Annotated in this window: 10 protein-coding genes and 2 tRNA genes; 7 read left to right on the top strand and 5 right to left on the bottom strand. The window is 46.4% G+C overall.

The features are described from left to right. Positions 1 to 46: 46 nt before the first annotated feature. From Q338_RS04550 to Q338_RS04560, 3 genes are all read right to left on the bottom strand, one after another. Positions 47 to 122, bottom strand: a tRNA-Lys gene (locus Q338_RS04550). A gap of 100 nt (positions 123 to 222) precedes the next feature. Then, on the bottom strand, positions 223 to 1,020 hold the full coding sequence (locus Q338_RS04555; RefSeq protein WP_034292478.1) for a hypothetical protein: 798 nt from the start codon (positions 1,018 to 1,020) through the stop codon (positions 223 to 225). 195 nt (positions 1,021 to 1,215) lie between these two features. Continuing rightward, a complete protein-coding gene (locus Q338_RS04560) occupies positions 1,216 to 1,821 on the bottom strand; it encodes a BON domain-containing protein (protein ID WP_034292481.1) in 606 nt (201 codons plus the stop codon). Between the two features lie 432 nt (positions 1,822 to 2,253). On the opposite strand from Q338_RS04560, the gene Q338_RS04565 reads away from it, so the two are divergent. From Q338_RS04565 to mutM, 7 genes are all read left to right on the top strand, one after another. Further along, entirely contained in the window at positions 2,254 to 3,471 is a 1,218-nt protein-coding gene (locus Q338_RS04565; RefSeq protein ID WP_034292483.1) for a Bcr/CflA family efflux MFS transporter, read from the top strand. A gap of 117 nt (positions 3,472 to 3,588) precedes the next feature. Then, entirely contained in the window at positions 3,589 to 4,422 is an 834-nt protein-coding gene (locus Q338_RS04570) for a transporter substrate-binding domain-containing protein (RefSeq protein ID WP_051968490.1), read from the top strand. 92 nt (positions 4,423 to 4,514) lie between these two features. Further along, on the top strand, positions 4,515 to 8,702 hold the full coding sequence (hrpA, locus tag Q338_RS04575) for an ATP-dependent RNA helicase HrpA (protein WP_034292527.1): 4,188 nt from the start codon (positions 4,515 to 4,517) through the stop codon (positions 8,700 to 8,702). A gap of 186 nt (positions 8,703 to 8,888) precedes the next feature. Further along, a complete protein-coding gene (locus Q338_RS04580; RefSeq protein ID WP_051968491.1) occupies positions 8,889 to 9,245 on the top strand; it encodes a helix-turn-helix domain-containing protein in 357 nt (118 codons plus the stop codon). Continuing rightward, positions 9,242 to 9,685, top strand: coding sequence for a hypothetical protein (locus Q338_RS04585; RefSeq protein WP_034292485.1), 444 nt, complete (start codon positions 9,242 to 9,244; stop codon positions 9,683 to 9,685). Before Q338_RS04580 ends, Q338_RS04585 begins: the two co-directional genes overlap by 4 nt. A gap of 303 nt (positions 9,686 to 9,988) precedes the next feature. Then, positions 9,989 to 10,135: a hypothetical protein gene (locus Q338_RS14775; protein ID WP_169815845.1), complete on the top strand. Its 147-nt coding sequence runs from the start codon at positions 9,989 to 9,991 to the stop codon at positions 10,133 to 10,135. 156 nt (positions 10,136 to 10,291) lie between these two features. Then, a complete protein-coding gene (gene mutM / locus Q338_RS04590) occupies positions 10,292 to 11,110 on the top strand; it encodes a bifunctional DNA-formamidopyrimidine glycosylase/DNA-(apurinic or apyrimidinic site) lyase (RefSeq protein WP_034292487.1) in 819 nt (272 codons plus the stop codon). 46 nt (positions 11,111 to 11,156) lie between these two features. Here the strand turns inward: mutM and Q338_RS04595 are convergent. After that, positions 11,157 to 11,234: transfer RNA gene (locus tag Q338_RS04595), tRNA-Pro, on the bottom strand. Between the two features lie 70 nt (positions 11,235 to 11,304). Continuing rightward, positions 11,305 to 12,702 (bottom strand): DEAD/DEAH box helicase, encoded by a 1,398-nt coding sequence (locus Q338_RS04600; RefSeq protein WP_034292489.1) that lies wholly within the window; start codon positions 12,700 to 12,702, stop codon positions 11,305 to 11,307. Positions 12,703 to 12,897 lie beyond the last annotated feature (195 nt).

Raw genomic sequence — 12,897 nt, forward strand, 5'->3', positions numbered from 1 at the left:
GATAGCAAAGAAAAAAGCCTAAACAACTGTTTAGGCTTGTAAAATTTGGTGGGTCGTGAGCGATTCGAACGCTCGACCAACGGATTAAAAGTCCGCTGCTCTACCGACTGAGCTAACGACCCTACTTGAAAGGAAAGACGGCATTATATTACCACTTCATTCACGCGTCAATTCAATCCTATAGATTTTCTTCAATTCAAAATCAAGATAATGATTTTTCAATTAAAATAATTCATTGATTTCTGATTTATTACCACCTTGTGGACGTGTGGGTGTGAGTGGTCGCTCGCGCTGTTCCGCAGGCGGATTCAAACGAATTGGGCGTTGCGGCTGCTCGGCAGCTTGTCCAGCATTATTGCTGCTGCGGCGTGGCGTGAGTGGTCGTTCGCCTTGATTGCGTGGTGTGAGTTCACGCTCGCCGCTTTGCGTGTTGCGTGGCGTTAAACGGCGTTCGCCGCGCTGAATCGGCTGCAAGGGGATTTCTTCGCCTTCGTTTTGGGCTTGGTTGCGGCTGCGGCGTGGGGCAGGTGCTTCGCCGTTGGCGGCGGCTGCTCGTTCGGCGGCGCGTTGTTCACGAGCGCGGCGGCGAGCGGCGGCGGCTTCGCGTTGTTTTTTCAACTGGGCGGCGGTTACGCCTGCGGCTGCACCCCCAGCCAATGCGCCATTGTTCAAGCCTTCAACGGGGGCGTTGTCGGCGGTATTGCCTTGTATGTGGTTCACGGCTTCATCGGCGGCTTTGGCAGCGTTGTTTGCTGTGCTGGCACTGGTTTCTGGAGCAACGGGATTAGTTGCCAATGCAGGTTTACCGTCTGGGGTCATGCGCTCCACAGGACGTACAGGGGCGGACGATTCAATGGGGGCAGTTTGAACGCGTTCTACTGGACTGGTTAATTTGAAATACACCAGCACAATTAATCCTATCACCACTAACACCCCCAGTAATAATAAACTGGCAAGTATTTGCCCAAAAGTCATGCGTGGTTTGCGCTCGTCATCTTCGTATTCGTATTCGTCAGACATGGTTGTTTCCGTTTTCAGGCAGCCTGAAAAGATATTATTTAAATAATGAATTGATTTTCTGGAATAAATTAATTGGATTAAATGAAAGAAACGACAAGGCAAACCCACACCGTCTCATCTCAATTATCCACGATAAATCCTATTTAGGCAGCCTGAATGCTTGCCCAAATAGGATAATGGGGATACTGGCACCATTCACTGGCTGGTATCGGCATAATTTTCATACAAAGTAACCACACGTTGCACACCTGCAGTGGTGCTGATGCGCTGATTAACAATCTCTTGCTGTGTAGGCGTGAGTAAACCCATCACATAAGTAATGCCATTATAAGTAACCACTTTCACATGACCGGGGTACACGCCATCGGTATTCAACAAGCTGGCGCGAACACGAGCAGTAACCACCGTGTCTGTGCCAATATTGGTGTAGGTGCGGCTGCTGCTGACCACGCTAATATGGTTATACACGTTTTGCACGCCCACTTCGGCGCGGGCAATTTCTTCCGCCGCTTGGCGTTCCGCTTCCGTGCCGACCACGCCGAGCAACAACACGCGATGGTTGTAGCTGACTATGGACAAAGTGGGTTTCACGGCGGTGGTGGTGATTTGGCGCAAACGTGCTTCGGCTTTGGCTTTGATTTTCAGCTCAAGTGCTTGGTCGTCAAATTGCGAGCCAGCCGTGCGGCGGTCTGCCACCGATGACACCGCCGTTGCGCCGCCCACCAAACCAGCCGCACAACCGCTCAAACCGCCTACTAATAAGGTTGCCAAAATGATTTTGCGAATTTGTGTGTTGAACATAAATTTTCCTTGTCTATCATTTGCTGTATATTTTTGAGACAGCATTGGGTTGGATTTTAACGGTTTTCTTAAATTTATGCACGAGTTATGCAAGTAAAGGCTGATAGATTCGCCCAAAAGTGTAGATAAATACTGGGATAAGCGTACTGAATTTGCAACAAAATGAATTGATTGGAATGGGTTTTCAGGCTGCCTGCACCTATTTTCGCGCACAAAGATAAATGACCCCATCATCAAATAGCATAAAAAACGGTTAAAAATAGGTAAAAACAAGTAAGGCAGCCTGCAAACTTATTACCCTGAATTTTAATCATAAATTCTCCCCCACCCATGCGCACACCGCATAAATCCTATGCAAACGCTATGAAACTGCCCCAGAATCCGCTATTATGCGCCGACTTGAATAGACTATTTTTTTGCAACTCTCTAATCATGAAAACGCGTACTCCCTTTATGAGTCCATTGAAAATGGCGATTTTGCTGGCGAGTTTGTCCATGCTGGTGCCATTTTCCATTAACTCATATTTACCCGCCATGCCCGACATTGCCAAATCACTGCATACTGATATTACGATGATTACCCGTAGTATCAGTAGCTTTGGTTTGGGATTGGCGATGGGGCAATTATTGGGTGGCACATGGTCGGATATTAGCGGACGGCGGTCGGTGATTTTGACGGGTTTGGCAATTTACATTGTATCCACTTTTGCCTTGATTTTTGTGAAATCTGCCGACTGGTTTGTTATGCTGCGTATGTGGCAAGCGGCGGGTTTGGGTTTGGCGGTGGTTGTGGTGGGCGCGTTGGTGCGCGATTATTATCAGGACAGCGATTTGGCGCAAATGTATGCGCGAATTTCCATTTTAGTAATGGGTGCGCCCATGCTTGCCCCCTTGTTTGGCACTTGGCTAAACTGGCAATTGGGTTGGCGCATGATTATGGTGTTTTTTCTGTTGTACTCATTACTGTTATTTGAGTGTTTTTATTTTTTAATGCCCAGCCGCAAAATAGTGAAAAAGGGAATTTGGCAACGCATTAAACAAATTGTTATCGGCTACTTTCACATCTTTTTTAATAAATCAGCATTGGGTTTATTATTTATTCAGGCTGCCTCATTTTCCTCTATGATGGTATTTATCACCGAATCACCCTATGTGTATATGACAGTATATGATTTAACGCCTTTGCATTACTCACTATTATTAGCTGCAAATGTGATTTCTATGGGAATTTTTAATCGCATGACAGCCTATTTATTGTCCCAACAATACGCACCACAACAAGTAATTTCTATCGGTATCTTAATTCAACTGCTGGCAAATGCCAGTTTACTGATGATTTTGGCGTTTAACCGTGAACCTGAATTGTGGGCATTGGCATTGGGGATTGTGTTGTCGGTGGGGTCGCACGGTTTAATTAGCGCAAACGCACAAACCATTTTTATTCAACACTTTAATCACGAAAGTGGCAGCGCAAACGCCGTGTTTTCATTTGGGCAATCCGTGATTTCAGCTTTTGCGGCATGGGCGGTTACGTTTTGGCACGATGGTTCTATTTTGCTGATGGTAGGCATGATGCTGGGCGCAACCATGTTGGGAACTGTGTTGATGATGATTTGTTCGTATCAAACGATTTTTCGGGTAAAATATTGATGGTTAGATGTTCAGGCTGCCTGAAAAACAGTATTTTTATTTGATTAATTAATTGATTAAAAAATCTTCAGGCTGCCTGAAACAATGGATTAATCATAAATCAACAGGATTCCCATTATGAAAAAAACCTTATTCCTTACCCTATTGAGTGTCGCCCTATTGACCGCTTGCGGTGGCAGCGAAACACCAACCAGCACAACCACCGCCGCGTCCACCGCCGCAGTTGCCGACAACCCTGACCGCAATCCAACATGGCAAACCTATACCGTCGGCTCCCAACTAACTTATCCACCCTTTCATTATCAAGATGAAAAAGGTGAACCCATTGGTTTTGAAATGGAATTACTCAAAGCAGTCGCCAAAGCAGGCGAATTTAACATTACCGTACAACATGCACCACGTACCACTTTAGAACAAACACTAAATGATGGCAGCATTCAAATTTGGTCATCCACCGTATCCATTTCGCCAGAACGCACCGCACAAATGGATTTTAGCCAGCCTTTTATGTACAGCGACCGCGATGTGATTTACATCCAAGACACAGAAGCCAACAAAACCATCACCAATTTGACACATTTCAAAAACAAAAAATTGGCAGTAAACGAATTTAGCTCGTCCGCCAAAGAAACAGCGACCAAATTAACAGGTTCGGAAGCGAATGTGGTGGTAACCAAATCGTATTATTTGTCCATGAAAGAATTGTTTGCGGGCAATGTGGACGGCGTGTTGGACAATGGCTTGGTGTTGGCGAACTATACCCAAAGCAACCCCACCGCACCCAAAACCCGCAGCATTTTGGTTGCCGAAGAGAAAAAAGATTTCGCTTTTGCCGTGAAAAAAGGCAATACAGAAATTTTAAATAAATTAAACAAAGGCTTGGAAAAAGTGAAAGCCGATGGCACTTATCAAAAATTGGTGGAAAAATGGTTCGGTAACGAACAAATTTAAACATCATTGAAAATACAAAAGGCAGCCTGAAAGTGGTTTCAGGCTGCCTTTTGCTATAATTGCGCCCACTTAATTTGATTGAAAACAAAACCATGAAACCTGACCTAAACCAAATTCTTTGCAAAGACCGCCATTTTCTCAAAACCGCTTTCAGGCAGCCTGAAAAATTCGGTGGCATAGAAAAAGTTCAGCAAAAATACGCCAAATCCCACGAAATCTACCAAAAACGCCGCCAAAATCTGCCAACGCCCACTTTTGATGACAGCCTACCCGTTCACGCCAAACGCAATGAAATCCGCCAAGCCATTGAAAACAATCAAGTCGTGATTATTTGTGGCGAAACAGGCTCGGGCAAAACCACGCAAATCCCCAAAATCTGCTTGGAATTGGGGCGTGGCGCGGCAGGTTTGATTGGGCATACCCAACCACGCCGTTTGGCAGCGCGTTCGGTGGCGGAACGGATTGCCGAAGAATTGGGCAGCCCGATTGGGCAAGCGGTCGGTTACAAAGTGCGTTTCAACGACCAAATTTCACGCGATTCCGCCATTAAATTGATGACGGACGGCATTTTGCTTGCCGAAACGCAAACCGACCGTTTTTTAACCGCCTACGACACCATCATCATTGACGAAGCCCACGAACGCAGCCTGAATATTGATTTCCTATTAGGCTATTTAAAACAACTACTTCCGTCTCGTCCCGACTTAAAAATCATCATCACGTCCGCCACCATTGACGCGGACAGATTTTCGCAACATTTCAACCATGCACCCGTGATTGAAGTGAGCGGACGCACTTTTCCCGTAGAAATTTTGTATCGTCCTATCAATACTTTAGATGAAGACGAAGCGGAAATTGAAATCGCAGACGCGATTGTAGATGCGGCGGACGAATTGGCGCGTTTGGGCGAAGGCGATATTCTGGTTTTTTTGGCGGGCGAACGCGAAATTCGGGAAGCCGCCGAAGCCTTACGCAAATCACCATTACGCAAAAATGACGACATTTTGCCGCTTTTTGCGCGATTATCGGCGCAAGAACAGCACAAAATTTTCCACCCAACGGGTTCGCAAAGGCGCATTATTTTGGCGACCAATGTGGCGGAAACGTCGCTGACCGTGCCGCGCATTAAATATGTGATAGACACGGGTTTGGCGCGTGTCAAGCGTTATTCCGCAAGGGCAAAAGTGGAACAGTTGCACGTTGAGAAAATTTCGCAAGCGGCGGCGCGGCAGCGTTCGGGGCGATGTGGGCGCGTGGCGGCTGGCGTGGCGGTGCGTTTGTATGCGGAAAATGATTTTAATCAACGACCTGCGTTTACCGACCCTGAAATCATTCGCAGCAATTTGGCGGCGGTGATTTTGCGTATGGCAGCCTTAAAATTGGGCGATGTGGCGGCATTTCCGTTTTTGGAAGCCCCCGACCAGCGTTACATCAATGACGGTTTTCAGGTTTTGCAGGAATTGGGCGCGGTAAACGAGCGCAATGAATTGACCAAATTGGGCGAACAAATGGCGCGTTTGCCGATAGACCCGAAAATTTCGCGCATGTTAATCGCGGCACAAGTGCATGATTGTGTGGCGGAAATGTTGATTATTGTGTCGGCATTGTCCATTCAAGACCCACGAGAACGTCCGCTTGAAGTGCGCGAAGCGGCAGCCAAAGCGCACGAGCGTTTTGCGGATAAACAATCGGATTTTTTGGCGTATGTGAATATTTGGGACAGTTTCCAGCGCGAGCGCGATAAGGGTTTGACCAATAAGCAATTAGTTCAATGGTGTCATCAATATTTCTTGTCGCATTTGCGGATTCGGGAGTGGCGCGAGTTGCATAAACAACTGGCGGAAATTGCGGTGGAAATGGGTTTGGTAGCGAAAGAACACGCGTTCAGGCAGCCTGAAAATTTGTCCGTGTTTGAAAAAGCGCAAATTGATGAAAATGCGGATATTTCAGCGCAAGCCAAGCAAAAACAAATCCACAAAAAAAATCATCTCGCCCAAATTCAAGCGAAAAAACAAAGCACTTACGAGCCAATTCATCGCGCTTTGCTGACGGGTTTGGTGGCGAATGTGGGCATGAAATCGCCCGAAGGACACGATTACACGGGCGCGCGCGGTTCGCATTTTCATTTGTTTCCCACGTCTGCCTTGTTTAAAAGCAAGCCGAAATGGGTCATGGCGGCAGAATTAACCGAAACATCAAAACTTTACGCACGAGACGTGGCGGCGATTGACCCCGAATGGATAGAGCAGGAAGCGCGGCATTTGGTGCGTTATCATTATTTTGAGCCGCATTGGGAGCGCAAACGTGGCGAAGTGGTCGCCAGCGAGCGCGTAACCCTTTATGGTTTAACGGTTTTGCCGCGCCGTCCGATTGCGTATGGCAAGGTTGCGCCAGCCGAAGCGCGTGAGTTGTTTATTCGTGGCGCGTTGGTGGCTCAGGATTGTGATTTGCAGGCTGCCTTTTTCACGCATAACAAAAAATTAATCAAAGAAATTATTGATTTAGAAAATAAATCGCGTAAACAAGATGTGTTGGTTGATGAAGAAGTGTTGTTTGATTTTTATGATAAAAGGCTGCCTGAAAATTATGTGCCGTCTGAAAAATCCGCCAAACTTTCAGGCAGCCTGCAATCTGTCCCCTCCCCCGTCCTCAACGGGGGAGAGTTAGGGTGGGGGCAAAATGGCGCGGATAAAACAAATGCCGTTGCAACCGAAAATACCACCCCCACCCCAGCCCTCCCCCGCCAGTCGGGGGAGGGGGCAAATCGCGCCCCGAAAAAAGTTTCAGGCAGCCTGAAAGCGAAACCGCTTGCCGATTTGCGCACTTTTGAAGCGTGGCTGAAAACCAGCGACCCCAAATCTTTGTTTTTAAGCAAAGAAGATTTAATGCAACATGCTGCCGCGCACATCACGGAAGAGCAGTTCCCCAAATTTTGGCACAACGCGGACGGCAAATTCAAATTGTCCTACCGTTTTGAGCCGCATCACCCATTGGACGGGGTAACGCTGACCGTGCCGCTGACCGTGTTAAATCGCATCAATCCGCATGAATTGGAATGGCTGGTGCAAGGCATGTTGCGCGAAAAACTCTCCTTGTTAATCAAAGCCTTGCCGAAACAAATCCGCCGCGTGTGTGTGCCTGTACCTGATTTTGTAACGCAATTTTTGTTGAGCGAACCCGACCAAAGCGCACCGATTTTGCCACAACTCGCCCACGCGATTGCCAAACACGCAGGCGATATGCGTTTGTTGGAACAGATTAATTTGGACGAATGGGCGGCTTTCAGGCTGCCTGAACATTGTTATTTTAATTTGCGCGTGGTGGACGATGGCGGTCAGGAACTCGCCAGCAGCCGCGATTTAATTCAGTTACAACAACAACTTGGACAAGCCGCAGCCGTTACCTTCCGCGACAACACGCAGGAATTTGAGCGCGACAACATTACCGATTGGACAATCGGCACGCTGCCTGAAAGCATTAAATTTGCGCGTGGCAAACAGCAACTCACGGGCTACTTGGCACTACAAACGCAAAAAGACGGCACGGTGTCTTTACGCCTATTTGACACGGCATTGGCGGCGGAACAGGCGCACCGCAAAGGCGTGATTAAATTGATTCAAATGCAATTAAAAGACCACATGAAAGATTTGAACAAGGGCATTCAGGGCTACACGCAGGCGGCGATGTTGCTGAAACACATTGCGCCCGATGTGCTGAAAGACGATTTGACCGCCGCGATTTGCGACCGCGCTTTTATTGGCGAAGACGAGTTGCCGCGCAATGAAAAAGCCTTTAAAGAACAAATCAAAAGGGCGAAAAGCAGGCTGCCTGCGGTCAAAGAAGCGGTGAGCCGTTATTTGGGCGAGATTACAGCCGCCTACACCGAATTAAACGCGAAATTGGGCAAACATCCGCTCACGCCTTTGTTGCGTGAACGGCTGAATGTGTTGCTGGGTGCGGGTTTTGCCAGCCGTACGCCGTGGGCGCAATGGGCGCGTTTGCCTGTGTATTTGCGGGCGATGAGTTTGCGGGTGGACAAATACAGCGCAAATCCTGCGCGTGATATGGCGCGAGAAGCGGATATTCAGGAGCTGGAAACGATGTGGGCGGAGAAAGTGGCTGGTTTGCAAAGGCAGAATTTGGCGGTTTCAGGCAGCCTGAAAGGGTTTGGGTGGGATTTGGAGGAGTTGCGGGTTTCGTTGTTTGCGCAGGAGTTGAAGACGCCGAAGCCGATTTCGGTTAAAAGATTACTGAAAGAATTTTTAAATTTAAATCAATGAATTAATATATGCTAAGAAAATAATTTCTCCTTTATAGTTGAAATTATTTTCTTGTTTGAGTATAATCTGTTTTTATAAATGTTACGCACATTTTTTTTGATTACGAAGTTATTTTAAAAAAATTTTAGCAAACACATTTTGTAAGCTGGATTTTTATAACTAACTTTTTATTTTTTGGAGTTTATTATGTTAAACGATTTTGGAAAAACCATTAGGAAAGCGAGGATAGATACAGGAGAAACTTTATCTACAATGGCACAAGGCATTAAAAAAACGGTTTCTTTTTTAAGTGCCATAGAAACTGGTGTCAAGAAAATTCCTATGGATTTAGTACCTGTTATCAGAGAATACCTGATTTCAAAAGGTGCAAATTCAGACGATTTAGCTTCGCTTGAAGAAAGCGCTATTTTGGCTAATGGGCAGATGAATTTGGAAGGGTTAGATATGAATAAACAAAAAACACTTGTGGCATTTGCACAGAGTGATTTAACACAAGAACAGATTGATGCAATTAAAAAAATTCTGGAGTTAAATAACAAATGAGTTTAAATGAACAACAATACACATTAAGAGGACATCTTGTGCAAGCAAGAAATCATAATGAAATTGCCCACCAAGCTATTCAACATTTTATTACTTTAATCAATAATGGTTTAAGCCTTAATAAAATTGAGCAAATGATTGATGTTTTGTCGGTTAATCCTGAGTTTAATATTACTATCCATATAGAAAAAAACTCAATTTGGGATAAAACTCATAGTTCTTTAAAAAGGGGAGAGAGTATCCCTATGGAGAGAAAAATACAGATACCTAAACGAGTTTTTGACGGCGCAAAAAAAGGTAAACAAAAAGATTTACAAACTTTATTCCATGAAATTGGGCATATCATTCTTAATCATAAACCTATTTATATGCAATCAGAGGGTTATATTATCACTGAATTAGATGATGCCGAATACAAGCAGATTACTTTGCTGACATAATGTTGCAATTATTTGGTATAACGAGTGAGCCAGTACAATTAAAATTGCCATTTTAAAAAATAAAAACGACTTGAAATGCTACCAACATTCCAAGCCGTCTTTAATAAAGTAGTGGTAGGTAAGCTACCAACTTATCTACCAAAGCAGTTGTACTTACCCACTGTTTGCAAAACATAGAGATTTAAAACTGCGTTTACATTTGCGATGTAAAACGAATTTTAAATCCAAAATTGTGTTTTTGTCTACATTTTCGTCAAGTGGTAGGGGTTTTTTACATTTTTAAAATGTAGGAAGGACATTGATATGTCTCAAAAAACACGACAAGCTCCAAAAGGCTTTAAATGGATTTGCACACGCTATCGTAAGGTACGCAATAATCCTAATAAAGTTTTAGATGCCCATGAATATGGTCATCAGGCTTGGTGCTTTTTAGTACGAACCAAAGGTTAATCTTTTGGTAACAAGCGTAGTTTGATTGAAAATCCAACATACATCTCTAAAATGGGCTGATATATTGGGTCAAAACTCAACCTACATGTTCTACAATCCAATTGAGGCTGCCTGAAACCCTGCTTTCAGGCAGCCTGAAATATTTGGAGAATTATTATGCCCGAACTCCCCGAAGTAGAAACCACCCTACGCGGCATTGCCCCACACATACGCGGCAAAAAAATCGCTCAAACCCTTGTGCGCCAAGCCAAATTGCGTTGGCAAATTCCTGCCGATTTGGCGGAAACTTTGCAGGGGCAAACCGTCCAAAATTGTACGCGCCGCGCCAAATATTTGTTAATTCAATTTGATACAGGTGTGTTGATTGTGCATTTGGGCATGTCAGGCAGCCTGCGGATTTGGCGCGACCAAGCCCCCGAGCCGTCCAAACACGACCATGTGGATTTTGTGTTTGATGACGGCACGGTGTTGCGCTACCACGACCCGCGCCGTTTTGGGGCAATTTTGTGGCTCGCGGGCGTGGCGGAACACCATGATTTGCTGAAAAATTTGGGCGTTGAGCCGTTGTCGGACGAGTTCACGCCCGAATATTTGTTGGCAAAATTGCAAGGCAAAAGCCGCGCCATCAAATTGATGATAATGGACAACGCCATCGTGGTCGGCGTGGGCAATATTTACGCGAACGAAAGCCTGTTTCAGGCTGCCTTGCTGCCCAATCGCCCCGCCAAATCATTGAATTTACAAGATTGTGCCAACTTGGTTGCCGCCATCAAACAAATCCTGCAACGCGCCATTGACACAGGCGGCAGCACCCTGCGCGATTTTGTGGACAGCGAAGGCAAAAGCGGCTATTTCCAACAAGAATACAAGGTTTACGGTCGCGCAGGTTCAGGCTGCCTGAAATGCGGCGGCTTGATTGAAAAATCGGTTTTGGGGCAACGCGGCACGTTTTATTGTCCAAATTGCCAAATCTAAAATAGAAAAACCGCATGATTTTTTTATCATGCGGTTTTTTGAATTTTGGTCGGGGCGGTGGGATTCGAACTCACGACCCTCTGCTCCCAAAGCAGATGCGCTAACCAGGCTGCGCTACGCCCCGACTGAAGAAATTGATTTTACGCAAACCACCCGTATTCGTCAAGCAGATTATCGTTTTCAGGCTGCCTGAATTATTCCAAACCAAAATTGCGTTGTAATAAAGCACAGGTGCGCCGCTCACGACCACGCCGCCGCGTGCTACGCCCTTCAATTTTCGGATAAGTCAAACCATCGGGTTTGCTGGCTGGCACGGCTTTGGTGAATTTGCGCTCGGCGCGATTTTGCGGTTTGGGGGCAGATTTTTGGGGGGTTGCTGGCGGGGGAGCTTCACGGTTGATTTGGGCTTTCAGGCTGCCTGAAACATCGTCCACTTGCAAATCCCAACGCGGTTCAAAATGTTCAATGCGCGATACGGGTAACTCGTTTCTTGTCAAAGACTTAATCGCTTCATACATTTTCACTTCGTTTTCGTCCATCAGCGAAATCGCCACGCCGTCCGCGCCTGCGCGACCTGTGCGCCCAATGCGATGGACATAATCTTCCGCTTGCACGGGCAATTCGTAATTAATCACAAAAGGCAATTCGGCAATGTCCAAACCACGTGCCGCCACATCGGTCGCCACCAAAACGCGCAAATCGCCCGCTTTAAATTGCTGCAACACTTCCAAACGCGTTTGTTGCGATTTGTCGCCGTGAATCGCGTTGGCAGACAAATTGCGCCGCGCCAAATCACGCGCCACTTGGTCGGCGGATTGTTTGGTTTTGCAAAACACGATGACTTGCGGCATTTGTAAATCCACAATCAGGCGTTCCAATAATTCTCTTTTGCGATAAGCATCTACGGCGATAAAGTGTTGTTCCACATTGGCATTGGTGGTGTTTTGCGCGGCTACTTCTACGATTTCGGGGGTGTTCATAAAATCTTGCGCCAATTTGCGAATGGCGGGCGCAAAAGTTGCCGAAAACAGCAGCGTTTGGCGTTGTTTGGGCAACATTTGCATGATGGCGCGAATATCGTCAATAAAACCCATGTCCAACATGCGGTCGGCTTCGTCCAAAACGAGAATTTCCACTTTATTCAAATTGATATGACGCTGTTTAACATGGTCAAGCAATCGCCCCACAGTCGCCACGACAATTTCGCAGCCTGCGCGTAAATCTGCGGTTTGCTTATCCATGCTCACGCCGCCGAATAATACGGTGTGGCGAAGGGGCAGATTTTTCATGTAATTGCGCGTGTTTTGGTCAATTTGGTCGGCTAATTCGCGGGTGGGCGTTAAAACCAGCATGCGCACGGGGTGCATGGCGGGCGATGTACTGGGGTTGGCGTAGCGTTTCAGGCGTTCCAAGCTGGGCAGCATAAACGCGGCGGTTTTGCCTGTGCCTGTTTGCGCGGCGGCGAGTAAATCGTGTCCTGCCAAGGCTTTGGGAATAGCGGCGGTTTGAATGGGGGTGGGCGTTTCGTAGCCCTGTTCGGCGAGCGCGGACGTGATTTCGTGTCCCAAGCCGAGTTCGTTAAATTTGCTCATTTTTTATTGTCTTTCTTATTGTGAATTTGATGGTGGGGGTTGCAGGCTACCTGAAAAATAACGATGCGCCATACGCACCTAAATGCGCATTATCCGATTTATTTTTCCATGAATTTGGTGCGCACGGCGCACCCTACATGGTTTTTTTGCGTTTTCAGGCTGCCTTTCATTACCCTACAAATTTTTCCTGCCACC

It is taken from the genome of Alysiella crassa DSM 2578 (assembly GCF_000745955.1).
Taxonomy (GTDB): domain Bacteria; phylum Pseudomonadota; class Gammaproteobacteria; order Burkholderiales; family Neisseriaceae; genus Simonsiella; species Simonsiella crassa.

What these genes read in the sequence shown, in the direction of transcription:
- Q338_RS04555 (WP_034292478.1), bottom strand. Translation starts at nt 1,020, where the DNA reads ATGTCTGACGAATACGAATACGAAGATGACGAGCGCAAACCACGCATG.
- Q338_RS04560 (WP_034292481.1), bottom strand. Translation starts at nt 1,821, where the DNA reads ATGTTCAACACACAAATTCGCAAAATCATTTTGGCAACCTTATTAGTA.
- Q338_RS04565 (WP_034292483.1), top strand. Translation starts at nt 2,254, where the DNA reads ATGAAAACGCGTACTCCCTTTATGAGTCCATTGAAAATGGCGATTTTG.
- Q338_RS04570 (WP_051968490.1), top strand. Translation starts at nt 3,589, where the DNA reads ATGAAAAAAACCTTATTCCTTACCCTATTGAGTGTCGCCCTATTGACC.
- hrpA (WP_034292527.1), top strand. Translation starts at nt 4,515, where the DNA reads ATGAAACCTGACCTAAACCAAATTCTTTGCAAAGACCGCCATTTTCTC.
- Q338_RS04580 (WP_051968491.1), top strand. Translation starts at nt 8,889, where the DNA reads ATGTTAAACGATTTTGGAAAAACCATTAGGAAAGCGAGGATAGATACA.
- Q338_RS04585 (WP_034292485.1), top strand. Translation starts at nt 9,242, where the DNA reads ATGAGTTTAAATGAACAACAATACACATTAAGAGGACATCTTGTGCAA.
- Q338_RS14775 (WP_169815845.1), top strand. Translation starts at nt 9,989, where the DNA reads ATGTCTCAAAAAACACGACAAGCTCCAAAAGGCTTTAAATGGATTTGC.
- mutM (WP_034292487.1), top strand. Translation starts at nt 10,292, where the DNA reads ATGCCCGAACTCCCCGAAGTAGAAACCACCCTACGCGGCATTGCCCCA.
- Q338_RS04600 (WP_034292489.1), bottom strand. Translation starts at nt 12,702, where the DNA reads ATGAGCAAATTTAACGAACTCGGCTTGGGACACGAAATCACGTCCGCG.